Origin of the sequence: Sphaerisporangium sp. NPDC005288, assembly GCF_040607475.1 — a bacterium.
GTDB lineage: Bacteria > Actinomycetota > Actinomycetes > Streptosporangiales > Streptosporangiaceae > Sphaerisporangium > Sphaerisporangium rhizosphaerae.
Genome location: NZ_JBEXGT010000001.1, coordinates 390,507 through 415,132, shown reverse-complemented (window position 1 = coordinate 415,132; position 24,626 = coordinate 390,507). Strand labels below are relative to the sequence as shown.

22 protein-coding genes are annotated in these 24,626 nt (G+C 72.8%); 8 read left to right on the top strand and 14 right to left on the bottom strand.

Going from position 1 to position 24,626, the window contains the following annotated elements; translation table 11 throughout:
* Nucleotides 1–102 precede the first annotated feature (102 nt).
* Complete coding sequence (locus tag ABZU32_RS01750) at nucleotides 103–639, top strand: NUDIX hydrolase family protein (protein WP_354915714.1); 537 nt, start codon at nucleotides 103–105, stop codon at nucleotides 637–639.
* A 60-nt stretch (nucleotides 640–699) separates the two neighbouring features.
* On the opposite strand, the gene ABZU32_RS01745 is transcribed toward ABZU32_RS01750, so the two are convergent.
* The 3 genes from ABZU32_RS01745 to ABZU32_RS01735 all read right to left on the bottom strand — a co-directional run bounded on the left by ABZU32_RS01745 (nucleotide 700) and on the right by ABZU32_RS01735 (nucleotide 3,055).
* Nucleotides 700–1,167 (bottom strand): hypothetical protein, encoded by a 468-nt coding sequence (locus ABZU32_RS01745; protein ID WP_354915711.1) that lies wholly within the window; start codon nucleotides 1,165–1,167, stop codon nucleotides 700–702.
* Between the two features lie 186 nt (nucleotides 1,168–1,353).
* Nucleotides 1,354–2,031, bottom strand: a complete 678-nt coding sequence (locus tag ABZU32_RS01740; protein ID WP_354915708.1) for a hypothetical protein — start codon at nucleotides 2,029–2,031, stop codon at nucleotides 1,354–1,356.
* Nucleotides 2,032–2,299: 268 nt separating this feature from the next.
* A complete protein-coding gene (locus ABZU32_RS01735; RefSeq protein WP_354915705.1) occupies nucleotides 2,300–3,055 on the bottom strand; it encodes a CHAP domain-containing protein in 756 nt (251 codons plus the stop codon).
* A gap of 394 nt (nucleotides 3,056–3,449) precedes the next feature.
* Between ABZU32_RS01735 and ABZU32_RS01730 the strand changes: the two genes are divergently transcribed.
* Complete coding sequence (locus tag ABZU32_RS01730) at nucleotides 3,450–4,091, top strand: PaaI family thioesterase (RefSeq protein WP_354915702.1); 642 nt, start codon at nucleotides 3,450–3,452, stop codon at nucleotides 4,089–4,091.
* Nucleotides 4,092–4,103: 12 nt separating this feature from the next.
* On the opposite strand, the gene ABZU32_RS01725 is transcribed toward ABZU32_RS01730, so the two are convergent.
* Complete coding sequence (locus ABZU32_RS01725) at nucleotides 4,104–5,282, bottom strand: alpha/beta hydrolase-fold protein (protein WP_354915699.1); 1,179 nt, start codon at nucleotides 5,280–5,282, stop codon at nucleotides 4,104–4,106.
* A gap of 176 nt (nucleotides 5,283–5,458) precedes the next feature.
* Here ABZU32_RS01725 and ABZU32_RS01720 point away from each other — a divergent pair, with 176 nt between their 5' ends.
* Nucleotides 5,459–7,240, top strand: coding sequence for a phosphatidylglycerol lysyltransferase domain-containing protein (locus tag ABZU32_RS01720; RefSeq protein ID WP_354915838.1), 1,782 nt, complete (start codon nucleotides 5,459–5,461; stop codon nucleotides 7,238–7,240).
* A 645-nt stretch (nucleotides 7,241–7,885) separates the two neighbouring features.
* A complete protein-coding gene (mptB, locus tag ABZU32_RS01715) occupies nucleotides 7,886–9,376 on the top strand; it encodes a polyprenol phosphomannose-dependent alpha 1,6 mannosyltransferase MptB (protein WP_354915696.1) in 1,491 nt (496 codons plus the stop codon).
* Here mptB and ABZU32_RS01710 read toward each other — a convergent pair.
* The gene (locus tag ABZU32_RS01710) at nucleotides 9,366–10,961 is read right to left on the bottom strand and encodes a hypothetical protein (RefSeq protein WP_354915693.1); all 1,596 of its coding nucleotides are present in this window, start codon (nucleotides 10,959–10,961) and stop codon (nucleotides 9,366–9,368) included. The genes mptB and ABZU32_RS01710 overlap by 11 nt on opposite strands.
* 296 nt (nucleotides 10,962–11,257) lie before the next feature.
* Here ABZU32_RS01710 and ABZU32_RS01705 point away from each other — a divergent pair, with 296 nt between their 5' ends.
* Nucleotides 11,258–11,701 (top strand): ATP-binding protein, encoded by a 444-nt coding sequence (locus ABZU32_RS01705; protein ID WP_354915690.1) that lies wholly within the window; start codon nucleotides 11,258–11,260, stop codon nucleotides 11,699–11,701.
* Here the strand turns inward: ABZU32_RS01705 and ABZU32_RS01700 are convergent.
* From ABZU32_RS01700 to ABZU32_RS01690, 3 genes are all read right to left on the bottom strand, one after another.
* Nucleotides 11,686–12,039 carry a VOC family protein gene (locus ABZU32_RS01700; RefSeq protein ID WP_354915687.1) on the bottom strand — a complete coding sequence of 118 codons (354 nt, stop codon included), beginning with the start codon at nucleotides 12,037–12,039 and terminating at the stop codon, nucleotides 11,686–11,688. The genes ABZU32_RS01705 and ABZU32_RS01700 overlap by 16 nt on opposite strands.
* Before the next feature lie 263 nt (nucleotides 12,040–12,302).
* Nucleotides 12,303–14,837: a serine/threonine-protein kinase gene (locus ABZU32_RS01695; protein WP_354915684.1), complete on the bottom strand. Its 2,535-nt coding sequence runs from the start codon at nucleotides 14,835–14,837 to the stop codon at nucleotides 12,303–12,305.
* 235 nt (nucleotides 14,838–15,072) lie between these two features.
* The gene (locus ABZU32_RS01690) at nucleotides 15,073–16,290 is read right to left on the bottom strand and encodes a serine hydrolase domain-containing protein (RefSeq protein WP_354915681.1); all 1,218 of its coding nucleotides are present in this window, start codon (nucleotides 16,288–16,290) and stop codon (nucleotides 15,073–15,075) included.
* A gap of 279 nt (nucleotides 16,291–16,569) precedes the next feature.
* Between ABZU32_RS01690 and ABZU32_RS01685 the strand changes: the two genes are divergently transcribed.
* The gene (locus tag ABZU32_RS01685) at nucleotides 16,570–17,223 is read left to right on the top strand and encodes a ThuA domain-containing protein (protein ID WP_354915678.1); all 654 of its coding nucleotides are present in this window, start codon (nucleotides 16,570–16,572) and stop codon (nucleotides 17,221–17,223) included.
* Nucleotides 17,224–17,247: 24 nt separating this feature from the next.
* On the opposite strand, the gene ABZU32_RS01680 is transcribed toward ABZU32_RS01685, so the two are convergent.
* The 4 genes from ABZU32_RS01680 to ABZU32_RS01665 form a co-directional block, all read right to left on the bottom strand.
* Nucleotides 17,248–17,928 carry a MerR family transcriptional regulator gene (locus tag ABZU32_RS01680; protein ID WP_354915675.1) on the bottom strand — a complete coding sequence of 227 codons (681 nt, stop codon included), beginning with the start codon at nucleotides 17,926–17,928 and terminating at the stop codon, nucleotides 17,248–17,250.
* Between the two features lie 31 nt (nucleotides 17,929–17,959).
* The gene (locus ABZU32_RS01675) at nucleotides 17,960–18,781 is read right to left on the bottom strand and encodes an SAM-dependent methyltransferase (RefSeq protein ID WP_354915672.1); all 822 of its coding nucleotides are present in this window, start codon (nucleotides 18,779–18,781) and stop codon (nucleotides 17,960–17,962) included.
* Between the two features lie 155 nt (nucleotides 18,782–18,936).
* The gene (locus tag ABZU32_RS01670) at nucleotides 18,937–19,620 is read right to left on the bottom strand and encodes a DNA alkylation repair protein (protein WP_354915669.1); all 684 of its coding nucleotides are present in this window, start codon (nucleotides 19,618–19,620) and stop codon (nucleotides 18,937–18,939) included.
* Complete coding sequence (locus ABZU32_RS01665) at nucleotides 19,617–20,291, bottom strand: TetR/AcrR family transcriptional regulator (protein WP_354835451.1); 675 nt, start codon at nucleotides 20,289–20,291, stop codon at nucleotides 19,617–19,619. Before ABZU32_RS01665 ends, ABZU32_RS01670 begins: the two co-directional genes overlap by 4 nt.
* 344 nt (nucleotides 20,292–20,635) lie before the next feature.
* Here ABZU32_RS01665 and ABZU32_RS01660 point away from each other — a divergent pair, with 344 nt between their 5' ends.
* Nucleotides 20,636–21,550 (top strand): SDR family oxidoreductase, encoded by a 915-nt coding sequence (locus tag ABZU32_RS01660; RefSeq protein WP_354915666.1) that lies wholly within the window; start codon nucleotides 20,636–20,638, stop codon nucleotides 21,548–21,550.
* 165 nt (nucleotides 21,551–21,715) lie between these two features.
* Here ABZU32_RS01660 and ABZU32_RS01655 read toward each other — a convergent pair whose 3' ends face one another.
* Nucleotides 21,716–22,075 carry a hypothetical protein gene (locus ABZU32_RS01655; protein WP_354835313.1) on the bottom strand — a complete coding sequence of 120 codons (360 nt, stop codon included), beginning with the start codon at nucleotides 22,073–22,075 and terminating at the stop codon, nucleotides 21,716–21,718.
* A 127-nt stretch (nucleotides 22,076–22,202) separates the two neighbouring features.
* On the bottom strand, nucleotides 22,203–23,558 hold the full coding sequence (locus tag ABZU32_RS01650) for a xylan 1,4-beta-xylosidase (protein ID WP_354915663.1): 1,356 nt from the start codon (nucleotides 23,556–23,558) through the stop codon (nucleotides 22,203–22,205).
* Between the two features lie 332 nt (nucleotides 23,559–23,890).
* Here ABZU32_RS01650 and ABZU32_RS01645 point away from each other — a divergent pair, with 332 nt between their 5' ends.
* Nucleotides 23,891–24,601 carry a hypothetical protein gene (locus ABZU32_RS01645; protein WP_354915660.1) on the top strand — a complete coding sequence of 237 codons (711 nt, stop codon included), beginning with the start codon at nucleotides 23,891–23,893 and terminating at the stop codon, nucleotides 24,599–24,601.
* Nucleotides 24,602–24,626: the final 25 nt, after the last annotated feature.

Sequence of the window (24,626 nt, the reverse complement as noted above, 5' to 3'; positions counted from 1 at the left end):
CAGCTCCCCTTCTGGTGTCTTGCGGCACATTTCAGGATTGTGGGGGCCGGTCACCGGAATGGCGGGATCCGGTGCGCCTGGGCGGGGAAGTACGATCAAGAGATGACCGAACAGACCGAAACCGCACCCGGGTGGCTTGCTCCGGAGGAGCTGGAGTCGGTGCGGGGGCGGATGCCGATCCTCTACGTCGACGCGGTGCCCGTGCGCGTCGACGACACCGGCGTGGTCACCCACGTCGGCCTGCTGCTGCGCATCTCCGCGGACGGGACGGTCAGCCGGGCCCTGGTCTCCGGGCGGGTGCTGCACCACGAGCGCGTCCGCGACGCCCTGCTGCGCCACCTGGAGAAGGACCTCGGGCCGGTGGCGCTGCCGCGCATCCCCTCCTCGCCGCAGCCCTTCACCATCGCCGAGTACTTCCCGACGCCCGGCGTCACGCCCTACCACGACCCCCGGCAGCACGCGGTGTCGCTGGCCTACATCGTCCCGGTGGCCGGTGACTGCCGGCCCCGTCAGGACGCCCTGAACCTGGTCTGGTTCACCCCCGAGGAGGCCGGCTCGCCGATGGTGCAGCAGGAGATGCCCGGCGGCCAGGGTGTGCTGCTCAAACAGGCCCTCGCCCACGTCGGCCGGCTCTCATGACATCCTCGTCCCCGCCGGCGGAACCGTGCGGGCGGGCCTCCGCCCGCACGGCGTGGCCGGTCACTCGTTCGTCTCGACGCCGATCCAGTTGACGTACCAGCCCTTCTTGGCGGCGTCGGCCGGCGTGATGGCATGGCTGTCCCACCAGCGGACGTAGATGCGAAACCCGAGCGCCGTCGGCATGTAGACGGCGTTGACGCCGGTCAGCGCCCAGTGGTCCTCCAAGCCGCCGATCGACCAGGTGTAGGTCGGAGTGCCGACGAAGTGGCCGGAGGTGGTGTCGACGTTCAGGTACAGGCCGTTGGGGCCGTAGGGCGCCCAGCCCTGCCCCGGGATGGTCCGGCCCGCTCCGATGCGCACCCCCGACCTCTCGGCGACCGGCGTCCCCGCGGCAGGCACCTCCTTCACCGCGTCGGACGGCCCGCCGGGCGGAGCCTGCTCGGCGTACGCGCCCGCGCCCGTCGCCAGTGCGGTGCCGGCGGAGAGGGCCGCGGACAGGGCGGCGGCAGTGACGATCTTGGCGAACATGCTTCTCCTTAGATCCTGCTAACAAGGGGCCCTGCGGGTGGACCGGCCGGCGCGCGCCCACGTCGACGGACGTCACCGCTGGTCAGACGGCCGAAAACGATGATCGTCACCGATGGTAATGAGGCGGGGGCGCTGGGTGGCCGAACTTCCCTCGCGACACGGCCGCCCGCGCGGGATCGACCGCGATCAGGGGGCGCGGCGGTGGTGAGAGCGGCGTTGCCACAGCAGGAGGGCCACGCCGAGGGCCGCCAGTGCCGCGAAGGCGACGGCGGCGACGAGCAACGCCGGGACGCGTGAGTTCGTCTCGGCCATGACGGGCGCGGCGGTGCCGCCCGGCAGGGGGAAGGTGACGGTGGCCCGGGCCGTCCGCTCGGTCGGGCCGCTGCGCAAGGTGACGCGGGCCACCCAGGGGCCGTCGGTCACCCGTCTGTTCAGCGTCACCGTGATGGCGCCGGAATCCCCGGGCGCCAGGATGGTGCCGCTTTTGACCGGGAACGGGCCGGCGGTCATGGCGCTCGCCACGCTGGTGAGCTTGAGCGTGCCGCTGAGGTCCAGCGCCCGGCCGCCGGTGTTGTGCACCTGGGCGTACAGGGCGGGCTCGCCGGTGATCGACCGCTGCGCGGTGATGGTGTCGATGGTGAAGTCCGAGGGCGGCGGGTCACCCTGCCCGACCGGCCGGTGGGCGGCGGGCGGCCCGTCCTCCCGGCGGATCCGTATGCGCCCGGGGCCCGGGCGGGCGGGGTCGCGGCGGATGGCGGCGGGGGACGGCAGGGGGGCGGCCGACCAGGCCGTGGACGGCGGCAGGGCGGTCAGGGCGAGCACCCCGACCACCAGTGGTCCCAGGATGAGGAGACGGCGCGGCACGGTTCGGGTGGTCCGCCGTCAGGCCGCCGGCCGGGCGACGGCGCCGGTGCGGGCGCCGGCCCCGGTGGTCGGGCCGGTGCCGGGCGCGAGGACGAACGGTGTTCTGCGCAACGAGATCTCCCAACGCGAAACCGGGGCGGTGGCCGGGAGGAGTGGCGAGCCCGTCGCTTCACGATCAAGGCTCACGCGCACGGTAACACGGGTACGCGCGATCGATCGCGGAGCGTGGTCAACCGGCGCTAAAGACCGTCAAAGAGGATGGCACCCGCTACTCCCGGGGGTCGGCGGCGGAGGGCGAGGGGGAGGGGGAGGCCGGGCGGCGCGCGGAGGCGGCGAGGCGGACGGCCGCCCGCCGTGTCTTCAGGCACACGATCAGGGCCAGGACGGCGATGAGCACGGGGAGCACCAGAGCGCCGGCGCCGGCGGCGGGCTGCCCGGCGCCGCCCGCGGCGCCGGGCACGCCCACCATGGCGGCCGGCATCGGGAACTCCGCCGCGGTGTTCTTCAGGGCGGGGGTGGCGACCGAGGAGGGCTTGCCGGCCAGCACCCGCGCGTCCTGCTGGGCCTTGACCTTGTCGGGGTAGCCGTAGCCGGCGACGTAGGTCTGGTCCCTGACCTTGGCCTTGGCGTACTGCCCGTCGATGTTGCCCTCGATGGTGTGGATGGTGTCGCCGTCCACCGAGGTGACAATACCGACGTGGTCGATGTTGTCGATGACGTGCGAGCCGCCCCAGTCGAAGAACACGACCGCGCCGGGCTTGGGTGTGGTGCCCCACGCCCCCTGGTCGGCGAACCATTCGGCGTGGGCGGGGGTGTAGGCGAACTGGCCGAACCACTTCTCGTAGCCGAGCCGGTGCGCCGCCCACGACAGGAACATGTCGCACCAGGGCTGCGCGGAGTAGTCGGAGTCGAACTCGACGTTCTTGCCGTACCAGTCTCCGTACTTGGTGTATCCGCCGGCTTGTTCGCTGTAGCCGAGCTGGGTCTGGAGCAGGTCGATGAGCTTCTGCAGTTCAGGCGACATAGGAAGTGGGAGCCCTTCCGCTTTGGTGCGACCGGCGCTGGGGACGCCGGTGTCGAACAGGTGGTGGACCGGCGCTGGGACGCCGGTGTCAGTCGGGTTTGGGACCGGCGCTGGGGACGCCGGTGTCGGTCGGGTGCGGGGCCGGCGCGGGGGGCGCCGGTCATGTCCGTGTGGCAGGACGTTAGCCAGGAAAAGCGCAGGTCAAAAGGGGGTCAAAAGCGCCCGGGGTGGCGGCGCGCGAGGCGGTCGGCGCACCGGAAACCCCGTGCCCGCCGGGCTTCGCGGCCACGGACGGGTTCGCGGCGGATCATTCCTCGAACGGGATTTCTTTCCCTAAACTTGACTAAAACGGTCAGAACCGAACGCGTTTTGGTCCCCGGCTTACAATCGGCGCATGATGCCCGAGCTCGCCACGTCCCAGGAGTCCGACGGCGAGGCCCGCCTCGCGGCTCTCGCCGTGCTCGCCCAGCAGGTCCGCGACCTCGCCGACGCCGTCACGCTGACCGAGGTGCCGCAGGCCGAGCTGACCGCCGTGACCGCCGAGCTGGTGGCGCTGACCGAACGGCTCGGCGCGGCGCGGCGCGAGACCCCGCTGCCGCCAGAGTTCGGGCCCGGCGGCCGGTACCGCCACCTCGGCAACGCCGTCGTCGGCGACTGCAACCCCCACGCGCTCCCGCTGGTCGTCGAGCCGGACGCGGGCGGGGGCGTCCGGGCCGACCTCGCCTTCCGCCCCTCCCACGAGGGCCCGCCCGGCTTCGTGCACGGCGGCGTGAGCGCCATGGTGCTGGACCACCTGCTCGGATCGGCCGTCGCCGCCGCCGGCAAGGCGGCCATGACCGGCACCCTCAGCCTGAGGTACCGCCGCCCGGTGCCCTACGGCGCGCCGCTGGTGGCCACCGCGGCCGTCTCGCGCGGCGAGGGCCGCAAGACCTGGGCCGAGGGCCTGATCGCCCTGCCGGACGGCACGGCGCTGGTGGAGGCCACCGGCCTGTTCATCACGCCCTCCCAGTGGGTGGGCGTCGAGACTCGCTCCTGACCGGAGGCCCGCTCAGGAGCGGGGTGTCGGGGTGGCGCCGCCGTGGCCTTCGGCCGGATGGTGCAGCTGCTGGGCCAGCCAGGGGAGCGCCTGCGGCAGTTCGCGGTTCCAGGTGTTGAAGTTGTGCCCGCCACTCGGCAGGATCAGCGAGGAGGCCCGCATCGGCGGGCGGACGGCCGCGAGGAAGTCCAGCGTCGGCCGGTAGTTCGACTCGCCCAGCTCACTGGTGGTCACCAGCGCCGTGATCGGCGGGGGCGGCAGGTTGGCCAGGCGCCACATCAGGTCGTTCTCGTTCTGCAGCCTGCGGTCGCCGCCGAACAGGTCGCCCGTCGTGGCGTCGGTCGGCGCCCGGAAGTAGCCCGACAGGGACGCCACGGCGGAGTACGCCTCGGGATGGCGCATGCTGATCTTCAGCGCGCAGAATCCGCCGGTGGAGGTGCCCATGATGCCCCAGCTCGCGGCGTCGGTGCCCACGCGGAACGCGCCGGCCATGGACTCGCGCACGTCCTGGGCGAAGTACGTCTCGACCTTCGGCCCGCCGGGCACGTCCATGCACTCGGTGTCGCGGGGCGGCGCGACCGTCGGCCGCATGAGCACCAGCACGGTGGGCGCCATCTCGTGCCGCTCGATGGCCATGGCCGCGACGGCGGGCATGTTCATGCGGGTGAGCAGGTTGCGCGCGTCCCCCGGGTAGCCGGTCAGAGCCACGATCACCGGGAAGCGGGTGTGGACGTGCTTCTTCTCGAAGTACTGCGGCGGAAGGTAGACGTACGCGGGGGCGCTCAGGCCGGAGGCGCCGCCGGAGATCACGACCTGCTCCAGGCGCCCGCCGGGGTGGCCCTTGTGCCCCTCGATGGGCGGCACCCGCGCGGTGCGCACGACCTGCACGCCGCCGATCTGGCGCCCGGCCTGCCCGGGATCGCCCGCGTCGCTGACGATGGGCGCGGCGACGCCGTCGTCCGCGCCGAGCAGGTCGCTCCAACTGCCGTAGAAGCCGAAGTAGTTGTTCAGGGCGAGCGCGAGGGCGACGAGGATGAGGACCTGGTTCCCCAGGAGCACCGCGACGCGCCCGATGACGGCCGGCCAGGTGCGGACGCTCAGGCGCGGCCATACCCACCAGGCCGACGTGACCAGACCCGCGACGGCGAGCAGGCACATCAGAAGCTCCAGCTTCAGCGCTGTGAGTCCCAATCTTTATCTCCCCTGGTCCTGGTCCCGCCGCCCACGTCTTTCATGGTGGTGCCCACGTGAAAGTTACCCAACCGAAATAAGGCCAAGGTAAGCATGTATCACCTCTCAGACACTCGAAGCACGGACCCCACCCTCTAGTGTGTCGTGATGTGAACGAACGGACACGCCTTTCGCGAATGCTCTTCTCGCGGTCGTGGGTTCCGGCCGCGGCGGGATATGCCGCACTTTTCATCGGAATACTCGATATCGTCCGCGGCGTCATCCCCCATTTCCGCCGCAGTCGCGTGATCCTCATCGCCGACGTGTTCCCCGGAACGGCCACCACTCTGGCGGCGGCGGCCTCGCTCCTGGTGGGCGTGCTGCTGGTCATGCTCGCCCACGCGCTGCGCCGCCGGAAGGTGCGGGCCTGGCGCGCGGTGGTCCTGCTCCTCCCTCTCGGCGCCGTGGTCGAGGCGCTGCGCTGGCGGCACTCCACCACCGCCGCCATCAGCCTCGGGCTGTTCGTCGTGCTCCTGCTCAATCGCGGTGAGTTCCACGCCCTGCCCGATCCGCGCTCACGCTGGCGGGCTTTGTGGAACTTCCTGGCCCTCGGCGTCCTCGACCTCGGCATCGGCTGGGTGGTCGTGAGCGTTCACCCGGCCACCATCGTCGGCGACCCCTCCGCCGGCGAGCGCGTCCAGCACGTCCTGCTCGGCCTGGTGGGCATGCAGGGGCCGGTCGAGTACTCCCTCGACGGTACCGCCGACCTGGTGTACTACTCACTGGCCGGCCTCGGCGCGCTCACCGCGATCACCACCCTCTACCTCGCCCTGCGTCCCGAACGGCCGGCGGCGGCGCTGAGCGGCGAGGACGAGCGGCGGGTCCGCGCGCTGCTCGACCGGCACGGCCGCCACGACTCCCTCGGCTACTTCGCGCTGCGGCGCGACAAGAGCGTGGTGTTCTCGCCGTCCGGCAAGGCGGTGATCGCCTACCGCGTGGTCTCCGGGGTCATGCTGGCCAGCGGCGACCCCATCGGCGACCCCGAGGCGTGGCCCGGGGCGATCCGGCGGTTCATGGAGGAGGTCCGGCGGCACGCCTGGGTCCCCGCCGTCATCGGGTGCAGCGAGACGGGCGGCGAGATCTGGACCAGGGAGGCCGGGCTGTGCGCCCTGGAGATCGGTGACGAGGCGATCGTGGACGTGGCCGGGTTCAGTCTGGAAGGGCGCGCCATGCGCAACGTCCGCCAGATGGTCAACCGCACCGAGCGGGCCGGGTACACCTGCATGGTCAGGCGGGTGGGCGACCTGAGCGAGCAGGAACGGGAGCAGATCCGCACCGCGGCCGGGTCCTGGCGGGGCACCGAGAGCGAGCGCGGGTTCTCCATGGCCCTCGGCCGGTTCGGCGACCCGGCCGACGACGCGTGCGTCGTGGTCACCGCGCACAAGCCCGGCGAGGACGGCAAGGTCTCGCCCGGCGGCGACATCCGCGCCGTGCTGCACTTCGTCCCCTGGGGCCGGGCCGGCATCTCCCTGGACCTGATGCGACGCGACCGCGACGCCGATCCCGGCCTCAACGAGCTGCTGATCGTCAAGACCCTGCAGGCCGCGCCGTCCCTCGACGTGACCCGGGTCTCACTCAACTTCGCCATGTTCCGCTCGGCGCTGGCAAGGGGCGAGCGGCTCGGCGCGGGGCCGGTGATGCGGGCCTGGCGCGGAGTCCTGGTCTTCCTGTCGCGCTGGTTCCAGATCGAGTCGCTGTACAGGTTCAACGCCAAGTTCCGGCCCTTCTGGGAGCCGCGGTTCCTGGTGTACCCGACGGCACGCGACCTGCCCCGCATCGGCCTGTCCGCGCTGCAGGCCGAGGCGTTCCTGACCGTGGGCCGCCTGTCCCTCCCCTTCCGCGGCCGTCGCCGCCCGGGCCCCGGCTCCTCCCCGTCGGGCTCCACCCCCTCGGAAGGGCCGTTGCCGGTCTCCCCGTAGTAAGTCCGCCATTTCGGAGGATTTCGGTGGTCGCGGGGAAACCGCGTCGGCGTGTCATGCCGAAACCATCCCAATGCGCTTAAGATGTCGTCGGTCGGACGCGTTGATCGGGGCGCGCCGGTGTCGTTCTCCTGACCTCGCGATGGCGCGCGTGAATCGCGCGAGCGGTGATTCCCATGGCCTTTACCCGGGCTCGACGGTCATTTCCCGTTATACCGGATCGGCCGCCGTTAGCTGTCGCGAAAGCGTGATGGTGTACGTTCACGGATAAGTGGCGCCAAACCGATTCATCCGGCCATCTGCGCCCTATCGGAAAGCGTGTTCGGTAGGGGATATGTGATGCTATGTCCCCTTAGGGATGGCGACCGGGGCGGGGGATGGGGCGTCCTGGCGCCGCGCGGCGTTGGGTGGGGCGATCTACCCTTAAGGTAGGCATCTTGCGAAATAGCGCGCCAAGCCGCCGGTGATCCGGCCGCTTCCGCGACGCCGGCGATGCCGGAGTGTCGCGGGGGGAGCGATCATGAGGCAGGAGAGGCGCCGGCGCCGGTACGCGGCCCGGACGCCGCGGCGGCGCGACCACCGTGGTAGCTACCCTGGGAGGGCCGGCCGGTGCCGACGACGGTTCCCGCTGTTGCGCGACCATCGATGACGGGCCGGGAGCCCGGCGCCGCGCCCCCACGGCGCGCCCGCCTGGCCGGAGGCGCGGGGCTCGTCCTCCTCGGCCTCGCCATCGCCGCCATGGCGGCCATCGCCCTGCTCGGCCCGTCCGCGGCGGTGCCCGACGTCGGCGGCGACGGCCCGCCGTGGTCCCTGCGGGCCGCCCCCTCCGACGCCCTGGTGCTCTGGCTGTGCTGGACGGCCCTCATCGCGGGCGGCCTGGGCCTGGGCGTCGCGCTCGGGGCCCTGCGCCGTGGGTGGCGCCCCCCGCGCGGAGTGCTGCCCCTCGGCACGGTCACGGCCGTCGCAGTCCTGGCCGTCCTGCCGCCCGCCGGCTCCACCGACGTGCTGAACTACGCGGTCTACGGGCGCATCGCCGAACTCGGCCACGACCCCTACGTGACGACGCCCGCATGGTTGTACGAGATCGCCGACCCGGTCGGCCGGTACGCCCCGCTCGCCTGGCGGCACGCCCCCTCGGTGTACGGGCCGCTGGCCACCTGGGCGCAGACGGCCGCGTCCGTCGCCGGCGGCGGCACGATGGCGGGCACGGTGCTGGCGCTCAAGGTGGGCACCGCCCTGGCGTTCCTGCTGTCGGCGCTCGCGCTCGACCGGCTGGCCGGGCGCGACCGCGAGCGGCGGATCCGCGTCCACCTGCTGTGGAGCTTCAACCCGCTGATGCTCTGGCATGTCGTGCTCGGCGGGCACGTGGACGGCCTCGGCGTGGTGTTCCTGCTGGGGGCCCTGCTGGCCGTGCGGCGGGCCGGGGCGGCCGCCGGCCTGGTGGCGGGCGCGCTGCTCGGCGCCGCCGCGGCCGTCAAGGCCCCGTTCGTCCTGGCCGGCGCCGGCCTCGCCTGGGCGTCCCGCAGGTCGCTCGCCACCCTCGGGTGCCTGGCGATGGGCGCCGGCGCGGCCCTGGTCGCCGCCTACGCGACCCAGGGACCCGAGGCGCTGGGCAACCTGATGGGCAAGATCGGGGCGCACTCGCTGGCCGACCCGTGGCGGGTGGTCACCGACGCGCTGGGCCTGGGCATGCAGGCGTCCCTGCTGGAGGGGCAGCTCGCCCTCGGCGCCGCGCTCGTCATCGGGGTGGTGCTGTGCTGGGGGCTTCCCGCCGGACCGCCCGGGCTGGACGCCGCGCGCCCCGCGCTGGCGTGGTGCCTGTGCTGGCTGCTCACCTCGCCGGTGCAGCATCCGTGGTACGACGCGCTGCTGTTCCCGCTGCTCGCCCTGATGCCGGCCGGCCGCCTGGACGGCCTGCTGGTGACCCGAAGCGTCCTGACCAGCCTGATCTACCTGCCCGGCGCCGCGAGGATCATGACCCCCACGCCGTTCACCCAGTGGGTCGCCGAGACCTACCGGCCGTGGGTCGCCCCGCTGGCCGCGGACCTGATCATCATCTGCGTCCTCGCGCTGGCCCTGGCGGGCCGGACGCGCCGCGGGGTGTGGGCCGGGGCCGGCGGACCGGTCAGGCGATGAGCCGGACGGCGTGCAGCCGCTCGTCCAGAGCGGCCACGCTGCGGGTGCGGTGCCACGGGCTGAGCTTCTCGCGCGTCTCGACGACCGAGCGCACCAGGCGGGGAGAGGTGTTGCGCCCCGCCAGACGGGCCGCCTCGGCCAGGTGCTCGCACGCCACGTCGATGTCCCGCAGGTCCATGTGGGCCTGCGCGGTCTTCAACCGAAGGTAGGCGGCGTTGCGGACGAACGCCGGGTCGATGCCGGAGGCGGCGGTGGCGGCCACCTGGAGCGCCTGCGATGGGTCGCCGGTGTCGAGCAGGCAGCCCGCCTTGGTGGACAGGTACTGGCCCTGGCCGAAGAAGGTGACCAGCCGCGCGCCCGGGTCGTCGGCCGCGGCGCCGTGCAGCTCGCGCTGCGCCTGGTCCAGCGACCGCAGGCAGCGCGTGTGGTCCTTGCGCCGCTCGCCCCGGGCCGAGCGGCGCACCACGGCGGCGTGGGCGCGGGCGCCGACGTCGCAGGCATAGGCGGTCAGCAGCCGGCTGCCCGCCCGCTGCCCCCACGCGAAGGCCCCGAGCGCGTGTTCGACGCCCAGGCGCGGGTCGCCGCGCCAGGTGGCGAGCTGGCTCCAGTTGGCCAGCACCATGCTGCACATGGCGTCGTCGTCGGCCTGGTGGGCGGCGTCGCGGGCCCGCGCGTAGTGGCGGTCGGCCCCGCGGAAGTCGTTGAGGTTGAACAGCATCCACGCGGTGCAGCGGCGGATGTCGGCGAGCAGGGACAGCGTCTTGGCGCGCATGTGCTCCGGCACCCCCGCCGACAGCAGCGAGACGACCAGTTGCTGCTGGGCGAGCACCGTGGCCAGCGCGGCGTGCGGGCCGAGCGTGTCCTCCTGGCGCATGGAGTGGCGCAGCACCGCCTGGATATGGCCGAGCGTCACCTCGTCCACGCGGCTCGGGTCGGCTCCCGCCATGGCGAGGCGCCGGGACTCGTCCTCGTCCGGCCGTTCGAGGTGCGGCGAGGCGTACGCCGAGGTCGCGGCCGCGCCGATCAGCGCGAGAGCGTCACGTCGGTTCATCTGTGTTGCCCAATCGGTGAAGGCGTGGACGAGCCGCTCGTACTCCCGTTCACGCAGGTCTTCTTGAGAGGCCGGCCCGCGCGGAGATAGAGGCGCGAGCAGGCCCTGGATGTCGGCGAAGGCCAGGCCGGCCGGGCTCGGCGGAGACGGGAAGTGCCGCACGCGGGCGACCTGCGCGTTCTGGTCGGACGCCGTGTGGTCCTCCCCGTCGATCAGGTCGCACGCCCGGCACCCGTAGATGCGCGCCAGCCGGTTCAGCCCCGCCACCGGGGGCTCGTTGCCGCTGGCGCTCGGCCACGCCTCCCACGAGCCGAGCTTGCGCACGCTGAACGGCTCCGACGGCCACAGCGCCTTCCACTCCTCGACCACGCGCTCCTGCGTGTAGCGGTGCGCCTCGCGGAACGCCTGGCGGGAGTTGAGCCGATAGCGGCGCTGGAACTCCCGCGCGATCTCGGTCCAGGTGGACCCCCGCTCGCGAAGCTCGGCGCTGAGGCGGTCCATCTCCTCTTTGAGGCTGCGTGGCTTACGTGGCATCGCGTACCCTCCGACCCCCGTGGATGCGTATCGCCGACACCGACAGTAGCCAAAGCCGTCTGGTGACTACGCACGGTCGCCGGTAATCGGCGACCAGGCCGCCGGTTTCTGCGACGACCGGCCGCACGCGCGCCGAATCAGGGGCTCCCGCCTACAGACACACCCCGCCACGACGCCTGTTGGCGGCCATGCCGTCCACCGGAAGGTAAAGGTCCGCCCCGTTACCCGGATCGGGGGATCCGTGCGGGGGCCGTCACGCGGCCGATGCACCCCGAGCGAAAGGCCAGGGATCAGAGATGATCGGCATTCCGTCCTGTCCCCGCGAAATCCGCTGGGAGCTGCGCGCCGAGCCGGGTGTCACGGCCGAGTGCCGTGCGGTCGTCCGCGAGAGGCTCGCCGAGTGGGACCTGCACGACCTGATCGACGACGTGGCGATCGTCGTCACCGAACTGGTCGCCAACGCCCTCGTGCACGGCGCCGCTCCCGTGCGGCTCGCGCTGGGAACGGCCCCGGACACCGTGACGGGCTCGGTCGCCGACGGAGGCGCCGGATGGCCGCGCCTGCGCCAGGCCGGCGCCGAGTCCGAGCACGGCCGGGGGCTGCGCATCGTCGCCGCGCTCACCGACGCGTGGGGCGTGGTACCGCTGCCGGCCGGTCCCGGCAAGACCATCTGGTTCACCCGCACCCGCGTCCCCGCGGAGGGGCACAGAGTCTCCGCGGAGGGTCACAGAGGGGAGTAGAGCACCAGGACGTTGCCGGACGGGTCGCGCAGCACGGCCCTGCTCTCGTGCGGACCGGCCTCCGGGCCGCTGACCAGCTCGGCGCCCGCGGCCGTCAGCTCGGCCACCGTTCCGGCGAGATCGCCGACCTTGTAGGACGGCGCGGTGACGGCGCCGGCCACCTGCTCGGCCGGGGCGGCCAGCGCGATGGTGACGCCCCCCGCGTCCAGCGCGGCGAAACGGTCGCCGTCCCTGAACCTGACCGTCAGCCCGAGCACCTCGCCGTAGAAGGTCAGAGCCTTGTCCAGGTCGTCCACCGGGATCAGGACGTTGCCGAGCTTCTGCACGCGCGCGCTCACAGTGCCTCCACCGGGTAGGTCGTCTTGGACGAGAGTCTGCCCGGCGGGCGGCCCGCCGCGCACCCGGCGACGTGCGCACTCCGCCGTGTGCGCACGCGACGTGCGCACACGGCGTGCGGACCCGGTCGTGGGCGGTCCCGGTCGTGAGCGGACCCGGTCATGCGCGCCTGGTCATCCGCGGCTGCGAGCGCGCCTGGTCATTCGCGCCTGTGCGTGCGCGTTCGGTCAGGTGCGCTCGCGGCGGGCGCCCGCGGGAGGGTCGCTCAGGTCAGGACGGGACCGTCGCCGGAGTCGCCGGACGGCTCGTCCCGCGGTTCGGGCGAGGGCGGCGGGTCCTTCGGCGGGTCCTTGTCCGGCGGCTCCTCGGTCGGCGGGTCGGACTTGGTGGGCTCCGGCGTGGGCTCGGCGCACGGCCGGCCCCTGCGCGTGCGCGCGGCCGAGTCGCTCGCCGTCCCGAGCGCGGAGGCGACGGTCACGGTGACCTTCCTGACGTCCACGTAGCCGCATCTGGGGTCGGCGAACCGCACCGTGAACACCCGGTCGTACACCGAGTCGCCCGACAGGGTCGCCCGGCGGGCGGCGGTGCGGGTGACCGTGCGCTCTCCGGCCGTGACGGTCTGCTGGAAGCTCGCCGACAGCCGCACCGGGTCGGGGGACGAGCTCCTCACCCGCACCCTGAGCGTGCCTCCGTCCCAGGAGGTGATCGAGACCGTCGGCGGCGCGCACTTGGGCCCCTCTACGCCCACCTCCTTGAACTGGGCGCCGTTCGCCGCGGCGGGCGTGGTGGTGACCCGGACGCCGAAGTACGCCGTCTCGCCGCAGGCCACCTCGCCCAGGTCGCCGGAGAGCGAGAGCGCGTAGGAGGTGTCGCCGGACAGGGTGCGGCTCGCCTGGTCGACGACCTTGGCCGCGCCTTCGCCCTGCCTGCGGGTGAACGCGGCGGCCAGGCGCACCTCGCCCGTCCCTCCCGTGCGCACGCCCACGCGGGCCGTCTTGCCGTTCCAGCGGACCGAGACGTCGTCGACCGTGGGCGGCGGGCACGGGTCGCCCTTGACCGGGACCGTGCGGCTGCGCGAGCCGCCCGCGGCGCCCGGCGTGGTGGAGACGGTGACCTGCCGGTAGACCGTCTTGCCGCAGGCCGGCGCGGCGAAACCGGCCGTGGCCTGGCGGGTGTAGGACGTGGAGCCGACGAGCGTGAACGTCTGCGTGACCGGGGCGGCCGGGGCGGCCAGGGCGCCGCCGGAGGAGCGCTCGGTGAAGCGGACGCTCAGCGTGACGGTCTGCGCCGTGGAGGTGCGCACCCGCACGGTCGCGGTGCGCCCGTCGAACGCCGCCACCGCCAGCTCCCGCACCGACAACCGCATGGGCGTGGGGGTCGGCGTGGGCGTCGGTGTGGGGGTGGGGCTCGGTGTCGGGGTGGGTGTGGGGGTGGGTGTGGGGGTGGGGGACGGCGTGGGGGACGGGGTCGGGGTCGGGGTCGGGGTCGGCGTCCGGGTGGGAGTGCGGGTGGGCGTCGGAGTCGGCCTGTGGGTCGGCCTGTGCGTCGTTCCGGGGGTGCCCTGTGGCGTGGCCGGCGGGTCGACCTGCGCCGGAGCCGGAGAGGTGTGGGTCGCGTGCGACGGGGACGGCGAGGACTCCGGAGGGTCGGTCCCGTCGTCCGGGCTCGAGGTGACCGGCGCCTTCGCCAGCGCCTTCGACGGCTCGCCCGCCGGGACCTGCGCGACGGCCCGCGCGGTCGGGGAGGTGGTCAGCGCCACGTCCCGCACGGGCGTGCCACCGCGGCCGGCGGCCAGCACCGCGATCACGACGCCCACCGCCACGACGCCGGCGCCGACCAGCACGCGCCCCGGGTGACGAACCCGGCTCAGGGGGCGCAGCGGCCCGCGCAGCACGGTACTGGCCAGGCTGGTGCTCGCCTGCGGCCCAGGCTCGGACAACGGGAAGCCGAAGGCCAGCAGAGCGACGAGCTCGGCCAGGTGGCGGCGCCCGCGCTCTTCCCACTCGGGGCCGTAGGCCGCGACCGCCGCCGACTCCAGCTCGCCGACGAACGCCCGCGCGGTCGAAGGACGGTCGGCGGGGTTCTTGGCCAGACCCCGGGTCACCAGCCCGCGCACCGAGCCGGGCACCGCCTCGGCGGGGATCGCGGCCGACTGGTGCTGGCGCATCAGAGCGGCAGGGTGGTCGGCGCGGTACGGCCTCTGGCCGGTCAGGCACTCGAAGAACACGCAGGTGGCGGCGTAGACGTCGGTCGCGGGGCCGGCGGGGGAGCCGTTCCACTGCTCAGGGGCCATGTACGGCGGGGTGCCGGAGGGCAGGCCCGGCCGCCCGGCCGGGGTCGCGATGCCGAAGTCGGCCAGCTTGCTGAACCCGTCGGCCTGGACCAGGACGTTCTCGGGCTTGTAGTCGCGGTGCACGATGCCCGCGGCGTGGGCCGCCGACAGGCCGAGAAGCGAGCCCTTCAGGACGACCAGCGCGGCCTCCGGGCTGGTGGTCCCATGCTCGTGGAGGATCTTGCGCAGCGGGACGCCGTTCACCAGCTCCATGACGATGGCGGCGCCCAGCGGGCTCTCGACGTACTCGTAGAACCGCACGATGTTCGGGTCGCCGATCTCGACCATCGTGCGCGCCTCTTCGCGGAACGCGGCCAGGAAGCGCGGGTCGGATCTCAGCTCGTCACTGAGGTACTTGATCGCCACATAGGCGCCGGTGCCGTTGTAGACGGCCAGGACCACCCGGCCGCTGCCACCGGAGCCGAGCACGCGTTCTTCGCGGTATCCCGGAACGGACCAGGCGTCCATCTTGTCCCCTCGGAGTGGTGATGCTCCTGACTCCCCAGACGAAGGTCTCATCCGATACGCCGGTTGTCACGGATTTGGTAGATCACCACGGTGACGATTCAATTACGGAAGGTATGCCCGTTAAGCATATGTCAAGGTCAGCGCTCCTTTTCCAGGAAACCCACCTCCTGCGTGCTCGACCGGGTAAAGCCCTCCGAGGGGCAGGGCGCAGGACTCAGGGCGCAGGGCTCGGGGGTCAGGGAAGGGAGTCGTACACGGCCTCGAGCAGGCGGTAGCCGCGCATGCTCCCCGCCACCGCGTTCGCCATCCGGTTCATCGTGTACGCCACGGCCAGCCCGTACCGGTGGTCCCCCAGGCCGACGAAGCCGCCGAGACCCGGGTGGCCGAACGCCGTCGCGGCGCCCTTGCCAGGGGTGAAGAACATCGTCGCGGGGCGCATGAAGCCCAGGCCGAACGCGCTGTCCAGGAACATCACCCGGTCGGGGCCGCTGACCCTCGGCCGCAGTGCGTCCTGGAGGGTGTCCAGCCGGACGATCTCGCCCGCGAGCAGGTCGCGGTAGAACCCGGCGAGGCCGCGCGCCGTGGTGACCATGCCCATGGCCGGCCACCCGGCCCCCATGATCGCCGGGTTGTTGGCCCCGCCCTTCACCTTGCCGGGGCTGGGGTTGCCCATCGCCCGGTTCATCACGCTGCCCTTGTCCAGCGCGGCCCGCGCCATCTCCCACATGGGGTCACCGGGCCCCCGTCCCGGCAGCTCGGCCGCGGCGCGCACCGCCTCGGTCCCGTCGGAGCCCGTCGCGCCGCCGGGGGTCCTGCGCTCGCCGGCCGAGAGGCGGGCGGCGCGGGCGATCACGTCGGGGGGAGCGCCCAGCCACAGGTCCAGCCCGCGCGGGCCGGCGATCTCCGCGGCGACGAACTCGCCCACGCTCTTGCCGGTGACCCGGCGGACCACCTCGCCGACCAGGAACCCGTAGGTGAGGGCGTGGTAGCCGTGGGCGGTGCCCGGCTCCCACATCGGCCGCTGCGCGGCGAGCCGCGCGGCGATCGCCGGCTGGTCCCCGAACTCCTCGGCCGGGACGTCCTCCTCGATCACCGGGAGCCCGGACTGGTGGGTGAGCAGGTGCTCGACCGTCACCCGTTCCTTGCCGCCGGCCGCGAACTCCGGCCAGACCTCCGCGACCGGGGCGCTCAGGTCCACCTCGCCCCGCTCGGCGAGCATCAACGCCACGGCGGCGGTGACGGCCTTGGTGCACGAGTAGGTGAGGGCAGGGGTGTCCCGCTCCCAGGGACGCCCGGTGTGCCGGTCGGCCACGCCGTCCCACAGGTCCACCACCGGCTCGCCGTCGAGGTGGACGGCGAACGCGGCGCCGAGTTCCTCGCCCTTAGCGAAGTGGTTCTCGAAGACCTCCCGGACACGGGCGAACCGTGGATCGCAGTGGCCCTGGGCACCCATCACAGACCTCCGGTGGCGGTGGCTCGCTCGGTCGCCGCGCCCGGCGACGTCTCACCCAGAACGACGCTCGGTCGGCATCCCCCCAACTTACTGGCGCCCCGATCCCGTCCGTACCCGCCGTCCCCGAGCCGTGCGGTCCCCGTCCCCGTCCTCCCCGCGCCGTTGCGCCCCCTTCCTCGCCGTCCCCGCGCCGCCCGCTCTCCTGCCCGTCCCCCTGACCCGTGCGATCCCGATCCGGGCCGGTGGCGTGGGGGTGGCGTCCGTGATGGGGTTGGGTCCGTGGCGACGAACGTGATCCTCTCCGGCGGGCCCGCGCACGACTTCCCGGCGACGTCCGCGGCGCTGGCGGAGGTCCTGGCCGAGGCCGGGGTGCGGTCGCTGGTCACCGACGACATCGCCGGGACGCTCGCGGCGGGCCCCCGCCCCGACCTGGTCACCGTGAACGCGCTGCGCCGCCTTGCGGACGACGGCTGGTCGCGGAGCCTCGGGGTCGCTCCGTTCCGGCTGCCCCGCGCCGCCCGCGCGGCGCTGCTCGCCCATCTCGACCGGGGCGGGGGAGTCCTCGCCGTGCACGCGGCCTCGATCTGCTTCGACGACTGGCCCGCGTGGCGGGGGCTCGTCGGGGCGGCCTGGGTCTGGGGCGCCTCCCATCACCCGCCCCTCGGCCCCGCGGAGGTGAAGGTCCACGGCGGCCACCCGATCGTCGAGGGGCTTGCGGACTTCGAGCTGGTCGACGAGATCTACAGCGACCTTGAGGTGTCGCCCGGCGTCCGGCCGCTGGCCTCGTCGCTCGGGCAGCCGCTGGTGTGGGCCCGTGAGGTGCGCGGGGGGCGGCTGGTGTACGACGCGCTCGGCCATGACGCGCGGTCATACGAGAGCCCGTCCCACCGCGCCCTCCTCCTGCGCGCCGCCCGCTGGCTGCTCGGCGACTGAGGCCGCACGGGGGCCCTGTCCGTCCTATCCCGCTCGTTCCGGCCTGGACGTGCGCCGGACGGGCGGCGCGGGCGGGCCTTCGAGGAGGCGGGCGGACTCCGACTCGTGGGCCAGCCTCCTGAGCACGTCGAAGACCTTGCCGTACAGCACGGTGCCGATCACCAGGGACTCGACGGCCGTCTCGCGGGGACCGTCCATGGGGACCTTGCCGATCTCGCGCTCGGCGACCAGGCGCATGATCACATCGGCGTAGTGGCGCAGGTCGTCCTCGCCGGCGGGCCTGCCGAGCTGGGCGAGCCGCACGAGCACCTGCGCCAGCTCGTCCCGGGTGGGCGCGTCCGGGGTGATCCGCCAGCCGAGGTCGTCGATCAGCCGGTCGACCCGCTCGCGGGCGGCGCGCTGCTCCTGGTCGCCGGGGTCGGACGCGGCCGGGGAGGCCAGGGCGTAGTGCGCCGTGCCGAGCATGCGGTGGACCGGGGTGCTCTCGTCCTCCACCGCCGCCACGATCTTGGCGATCGAGGCGACCGGCAGCCGGCCGACCTCCAGCAGGGCGCGGATCAGCCGCAGCCTGCGCAGATGGGCCTGTCCGTATTCGGCCCTGGTCGCGCCGGTCTGCTCGCCCTGCGGGAGCAGGCCCTCGCGCAGGTAGTACTTGATCGTGGGGATCGGCACCCCCGAGGCGGCGCTGAGCTGGGAGATCCGCATGCGGGCATCGTACCCATGCTGGATAGCCCGACTATCTGAAGGTGCGGCGGCGAGGGACCAGCCCCACGCCGCCGAGACCGCCGGCCGCGGACTCGTCCTCCAGCAGGTCGTGCTCGGGACGCCACGACCCCACGTGCACCAGACCGGGCTCCACCAGGTCCAGCCCGGAGAAGTACTGCTCGATCGTCTCGCGGTCGCGGATCTTCAGCGGCCGCGAGGTCCGCGCGTAGACCGCCTCGGCCCTGGCGATGTTCGGGCCGGCCTGGTGGCCGCGGAACCCGTGCGAGAGCACCAGTGCGCCGCCGGGCGGCAGCGTGCTCCGCAGGTGCGCCACGATGCTCGCGGCCTCCTCGTCGTCCTGGACGAAGTGCATGATCGCGCAGAGGATCACGGCGAAGGGCCGGTCGAAGTCGATGGTGGCCAGGACGGCGGCGTGCTCGGTGATCGCCTTCGGGTCGCGCAGGTCGCCCTCGACGACGGTGGTCTGCGGGTTGTCTGCGAGCAGCGCGCGGGCGTGGACCAGCACGATGGGGTCGTTGTCGACGTACACGACGCGCGAGCGCGGGGCCCGGGCCTGGGCCACCTGGTGGACGTTCTCGCGGGTGGGCAGGCCGGCGCCGATGTCGATGAACTGGTCGATGCCGAGGCCGGCGAGGTGGCGCACGGCCCTGCCGAGGAAGGCGCGGTTCTCGCGGGCGACGTGCCGGGCGTTCGGCAGCAGCTTGATGATCTGCTCGGCCGCCGCGCGGTCGGCGGCGAAGTTGTCCTTGCCGCCGAGGTAGTAGTCGTACATCCGCGCCACGCTGGGTGTCGTGGGATCGATCCCGGCCGGAGCCTTCTCCTGCTCGCTCACCCGCGCCCCCTCGCCTCGCCCGTTCCGGTGACAGGTCACCATGAACATCGCCCTCGGCTCGAATATAGACGAAGCCGCCGACGATATTGATCATGTAACCATTTTTCGCCTGAATTGCGGACGTGTCGTCACAAGATCGTGAGTGACCTGCGAGGTCAGGTGGCCGGGAGGTTCTTCAGTGCCTCGCGGCGGCTGAGGCCGGTGAGACCCTTGTGGCGGACATAGCGGACGACCTCCTCCGGATCGGTCTTGGCGTACTCGCGCAGGGCCCAGCCGATCGCCTTCCGGGCGAAGAAGTCGGTGTCGGCCAGACTCGGCTCGATGCAGGCGTACAGCAGGCCTGCGTCGGTGCGGTCCTTGAAGCCGTTCTGGCACAGGATGGCCGTGCGCCGCCGCCACAGGTCGCCGTCGCGGGCCCATTCGAGCATGAGCGGGCGCATCGTGTCGGGGAAGGCCCGCAGGAGCGCGCCCACCCGGTGGATCGCCAGGTCGTCGACGTAGTCCCACCAGGCTCCCGTGACGATCATCTCCTCGTACATCGGCACGGTGTAGAGCGTCTGGAAGGGCTTGTAGTAGCGGAAGGCGCACAGCTCGATGGCGGCGTACCGCTCTTCGCGGTACTCGGCGTCGCGCCACATGGCCAGCACGGTCTTGCGCCACTCGGGCGCGCCGTCGATGCGGTGCTCGGCCAGCACCTTGCGCAGCGCCGCCCGCCGCGGCGCGGCCTGGACGCCGAGGAAGGGCATGGCCGACTTCATGTACGCCTGCATGGCGGGAGCCTTGGCCGGGTCGGCGACGTCGGTCAGCGCCGTGCGCACGGCCTTGTGCAGAGGCGTCATGCTTCCTGGCTCGTGCGCTCGCCCGTGGCCAGACCGTCGAACAGGACGGTGATGTAGTGCTCGGCGAGGTGGGTGGTGTTGAGCCGTCCGCCCGGGCGGAACCAGCGCACGGCCACCCAGATGCTGTCGCGGATCATCCGGTAGGTGATCTTGGGATCGACGTCGGACCGCAGCTGGCCCGCCGACTGGCCGCGCTTGATCTGCCCGATCCACATGCGCTCGACCTCGTCCTCGGCCCTGATGAGGTAGTCGAAGCGGTCGCCGGGCAGCGAGCGCAGGTAGTTCCAGTCGTTCTGCATCACGGTGATGGCGGCCCGGTGCGGCTCGAGGGTGCCGAAGCCGATGCGCACCATCTCCGACAGCATGGTGCGGGGGTCGCCGTCCCCGGCGAGGATCTCGCGGTAGCGCCCGATAAGGTCCTTCAGGAACGTCGACAGGACCTCGTCGACGATCGACTCCTTGGAGTCGAAGTGGTGGTAGAGGCTGCCGGAGAGGATGCCCGCCTCGTCGGCGATCTGCCGCACGGTGGTCGCCTGGAATCCCTTGCGGGCGAAGAGCTCGGCGGCGAGCTTGACCAGGTGCTCGCGGCGCTCGGAGGCGGAGCCGGAGGTGGCCGCGCGCCGGGGGGAGCCCTGGCGCCTGGGCGCCGTGGCGTCGCCGCGCGGAGCGATTTCGCTGGTCGCACCCGTCGCCGCCGGCGCGCCGCCGGAGTTCTTGCGCGTGTTCACGTCCTCCATTATGGGCCTCCATGCAATCGCTTGTTCACCTGACGACCGGCACGAGTCACCTGCTCACCTTACGTTCCCGAACTGACCAAGCGCTTGCTATACATCCGGTCGGACGATCTTCACCGCCGTCGCGGAACCGGCCTCGCCGCACGGCCGGAGGCGCCTTCCACCTGGGGTGGCCCGCCCCGGCGATCAGCGGTGCCCCACTGTGACGATCGCCTCAAATACACATAAATCCGAAGGGATGGGGAAAAGAGCGGTGGTCTAACAGAAAAGGGAACGGTGAAGTGAGCGGTCTCTGCGAGGGACGGGTCGTCGTGGTGACAGGTGCCGGCCGGGGCATCGGTCGCGCCCATGCCATGGAGTTCGCGCGCCAGGGCGCCAAGGTCGTGGTCAACGACCTCGGCACCGGCCCACAGGGGGCGGGGCGCTCGGGAGACCCGGCGCGTGCCGTCGTGGAGGAGATCGCCGGCCTCGGCGGCGAGGCCGTCGCCAACTACGACGACATCGCCGACTGGGACGGTGCGGGCAGGCTGGTCAAGACGGCCGTCAGCGCCTTCGGCGGGCTCGACGTGCTGGTCAACAACGCGGGCTTCCTGCGCGACCGGATGATCGTGTCCATGACCGAGCAGGAGTGGGACGACGTCGTCCGCGTCCACCTCAAGGGCCACTTCCTGCCGCTGCGGCACGCGGCCGCGTACTGGAGGGAGCGGGCCAAGGCCGGCCGGCCCGTGGACGCCCGCGTCATCAACACCTCATCGGGGGCCGGGCTGCTCGGCAGCGTCGGCCAGGCCAACTACGCCGCCGCCAAGGCCGGCATCGTGGCCCTCACCCACACCGCCGCCGCCGAGCTCGCGCACTACGGCGTCACGGTCAACGCCGTCGCGCCGTCCGCGCGCACCCGCATGACCGAGCAGGTCTTCTCCGCGATGATGGCGCCGCCGGAGACCGGGTTCGACATCATGGACCCCGCCAACGTGGCTCCCCTGGTGGTGTGGCTGGGCTCGGCGGAGGCGTCGGGGGTCACCGGGCGGGTGTTCGAGATCGAGGGCGGCATGATCTCCATCGCCACCGGCTGGCACCACGGGCCCGGCGTCGACAAGGGCGAGCGGTGGAACGTGGGGGAGATCGGCGACGCCGTCGCCAAGCTGCTGGCCGACGCCCCCGTCCCCGACCCGGTGTACGGGATCTCCCCCCGCTGACGACCGGAGCCCGGCGCCGCCGGCGTGCGGGCGTTCGGGCGTTCGGACATCGGCCGTGAGCCGCGGCATCCGGGATGCCGGCCGGACGCCGCAGACGCCCGGGGGCTCCGGCCGGGCGCCGCCGCCGTGACGGCGCCCGATGACGGCGCCCGATGACGGGCCCCGTCACAAGAAGGCGTAGCACTCCACCTCGGCCCGGCGGTAGGTGAGGCCCTTGCTCACCGAGTCCTGTACGCACCGCTGTTCGCGCGGGCCGAGCTTGAGCGTGCCGCACACGGTGACGCCCGAGTAGGTGCGGCAGTCGAGGCCGGTGGCCCGCTCGCCGACGCGGTACTTGCGCCGGACCTCCGCACGGCAGTCGCTCTGGGCCTGCGCCGTGTTGGCGTACCGGCATTGACGGGTCAGAATCCGATATTGGTCCGCACTTACCGACTGCCTGCCATCCTGGTCAGGCGGCCCCCCGGCCGCGACGGTGCCGAACATCGTCGTCGTGGCGAGCACGACGGCCGTGGTGATTCGTCTCATGACTCCCCCCAGTCATGAGTTACTTACCCGCAGTGCCCCCTTCCGAAGAACCCTCCGGCCGATCGGCCTGCGCGAACCCGGGCTGGGGCGTTCCCGCCCGGGCGAAGCGGGGGAGGTCCCGGGCGGGCTAGCGGTCGCTCCACTTGATCTCGTAGGGCCGCAGGTCGACCCGCTCGCCGTCCACGGTCGCGCTCAGCCGCCGGCCGGTGGTGTTGACCATCACCAGCCGCCGCGGCTGAGCCAGCACACGCACCCGGGGATCGGAGGAGGTCACCCGCTCCAGCTCGGCCCCGGCGGGGAAGGAAGCGGCGAAGTCGCCGATCAGCTTGCCGGTCGGCTCCAGGGCGCCCGTGCCGGGGGCCCACATGCAGCCCCGGCAGGCCCCCGACTTGGCCTGCGGGTTCCAGTACAGCGCGGTGGCGGCCCCGCTCTCGGCGAACTCCATCATCGACACGGCCTGCACGGCGAGCCGCATCGGCTCGGCCCACGTGGTGCCGTCCTCGGGGACGAAGTACCACTCCGACCACCAGACGGGCAGGTCGCCGGTCCTGTCGCGCAGCCAGGCGGTCACCGCGCCGAACTTGTCCAGCGCACCGAACGCGTCGGGCAGCAGCTCGTGGGCGTCGGTCAGCGAGGCCCCGTCGACCACGACGAAGTCGGCGCCCTTCTTGTGCTCGAACCAGTAGTCGAAGGCGTCCAGCACGTTCTGGTTGACGACGCCCCACGAGCCCCGCAGCACGGACTTCCCTGTCTTGTTGCTGTCGAAGCCGATGTACGGGCCGCCGACCTGGGCGTCGGGACGCACCGCCTTCACCGCGTCGTAGACCTTGTTGTAGAGCTCGGTGTAGCCCTTGATGTCGGCCGGCTTGGAGTGGTCCGGCCAGAAGCCCTTGAGCTCGTTCCAAACCATGAAGTACTTGACGTCGGTGTACCTCTTGGCGACGGCCGCCGACAGCTTGGCGAAGTCGTCGAAGTGCTCGGGGTAAGGGGCGTCCTCCAGGTGCTCGGTCCAGGCCGACTCCTCGGTGGGGCCTTCCGGGCCGCCCTTCATCCAGTCGGGGGCGCAGCACAGGGTGATGATCGGCGCGCCGCCGGAGCGCAGCATGAAGTCGGTCCGGCTGTCGAGGTCCTCCCAGAAGAACTCCTCCGGCCGCGGCTCGGGGTTGAGCGCTCCGAAGCCCATGATGTGCTGGTTCTGCGCCATCGGCGTCCGCGCGAGCGCGCCGCTGACGTTCCGCTCGAACCGCTCGGTGACGTTGTTGGCGCTCACCCCCGTGTGGGTGAACCCCCAGCGGGGCCAGGCGGGGTCCACCGGCGGCGGCTTGCGGATCGACGCCCCGCCCGCCTCGGACGACGGGGCCGCGGACCCCGGCGACCCGACGGTGGACTGGCGCTCCACAGGGGCCGCCCGGCCGGCGTCCGCGCCGGAGGAGCACCCCGCCATGACCAGCGCCGCCACGACCGCCGCGGCCGCGGCGATCACCCGGCCGGATCGCCGCCCTGTCGATCCTCCGCCACCCGCTGACACCTGACCACCCGATCCTCATCGTTCCGTCTCCTCCAGAGCGTTCCACGACCACCCCAAAAGCGACGAATCACACCTCCCGATTCACAGAGAAGCGTTATGGCCCGCCCGCCGGGACACGCCCCCGCCCGCCGGCCGTGTGCTCCTCGCGTCGACCACCGCCCTGGCGCGCGGAGGTCATCCCTGGGGTGGGGGTGAATACGGTCCACGGGCTGATGCCGTAGGGATGGAGATGGGGAAGGCTGGGCGGCGTGGTGGTGGACGGCGGGGTTCGGCGGTGGAGGGGTGCGGTGCGTCGGCGGCGGAGATGGGCTCTGGGCGGGGCGGCCGCGCTGGTCATCGCAGCTGTTCTGGGGGTGGCGGTGGCGTTCCCCTCGGTGGCGGCGGTCGCCTGCCCGGGCTGCTACGGGCTGGAGGACCTCGGGGAAGGCGTGTACGCCGAACCGGAGACGCCCGCGGTGCGCGGGGAGCGGCTGCTCGGAGTCGTCCGCGAGGCCGAGCGGAGGGTCGCGGACTTCTACGGGGGCCGCAAGAGCAGTCCCCGCGTGTTGGCGTGCGTCACCGACGGGTGCTACCGCCGCATCGGCGGGGGAGGGGAGCGCGGGGTCGCGGTGCTGAACCGGGCGGTCATGCTCTCTCCTCGCGGCCTGGACGTGGTCATCGCCTCCCACGAGCTGTCGCACGTCGAGCTGCGAGCCCGGCTGGACGGAGGCGACGTGCCGCAGTGGTTCAACGAGGGACTCGCCGTCCTGGTCTCCGGGGACGCCCGCTACCTGGCGCCGGCCGGGTCGCCCGACCGTTGCCTGGTGGCCTCGGACAAGGCCCTCCCCGCGGAGCTGGGGCGCTGGCGGGAGGCGGCAGGCGGTGACGGGAACCTGTACGCCGAGGCGGCGTGCCGCGTGAGCCGGTGGGTCACCGCGAACGGCGGCTCCCGCGCCGTCCTGTCCCTGATCGACCGCCTCAACGCGGGCGAGGAGTTCGACGCCGTCTTCCGGCCCTGACGGTCACGTCGTCCACCGGCCTTGA

Coding starts and splice junctions, on each gene's coding strand:
- ABZU32_RS01745 (WP_354915711.1), bottom strand. CDS start 1,167: ATGTTCGCCAAGATCGTCACTGCCGCCGCCCTGTCCGCGGCCCTCTCC.
- ABZU32_RS01730 (WP_354915702.1), top strand. CDS start 3,450: ATGATGCCCGAGCTCGCCACGTCCCAGGAGTCCGACGGCGAGGCCCGC.
- ABZU32_RS01750 (WP_354915714.1), top strand. CDS start 103: ATGACCGAACAGACCGAAACCGCACCCGGGTGGCTTGCTCCGGAGGAG.
- ABZU32_RS01695 (WP_354915684.1), bottom strand. CDS start 14,837: ATGGACGCCTGGTCCGTTCCGGGATACCGCGAAGAACGCGTGCTCGGC.
- ABZU32_RS01670 (WP_354915669.1), bottom strand. CDS start 19,620: ATGACGCCTCTGCACAAGGCCGTGCGCACGGCGCTGACCGACGTCGCC.
- ABZU32_RS01690 (WP_354915681.1), bottom strand. CDS start 16,290: ATGGGTGCCCAGGGCCACTGCGATCCACGGTTCGCCCGTGTCCGGGAG.
- ABZU32_RS01705 (WP_354915690.1), top strand. CDS start 11,258: ATGATCGGCATTCCGTCCTGTCCCCGCGAAATCCGCTGGGAGCTGCGC.
- ABZU32_RS01680 (WP_354915675.1), bottom strand. CDS start 17,928: ATGCGGATCTCCCAGCTCAGCGCCGCCTCGGGGGTGCCGATCCCCACG.
- mptB (WP_354915696.1), top strand. CDS start 7,886: ATGACGGGCCGGGAGCCCGGCGCCGCGCCCCCACGGCGCGCCCGCCTG.
- ABZU32_RS01655 (WP_354835313.1), bottom strand. CDS start 22,075: ATGAGACGAATCACCACGGCCGTCGTGCTCGCCACGACGACGATGTTC.
- ABZU32_RS01735 (WP_354915705.1), bottom strand. CDS start 3,055: ATGTCGCCTGAACTGCAGAAGCTCATCGACCTGCTCCAGACCCAGCTC.
- ABZU32_RS01720 (WP_354915838.1), top strand. CDS start 5,459: ATGCTCTTCTCGCGGTCGTGGGTTCCGGCCGCGGCGGGATATGCCGCA.
- ABZU32_RS01710 (WP_354915693.1), bottom strand. CDS start 10,961: ATGCCACGTAAGCCACGCAGCCTCAAAGAGGAGATGGACCGCCTCAGC.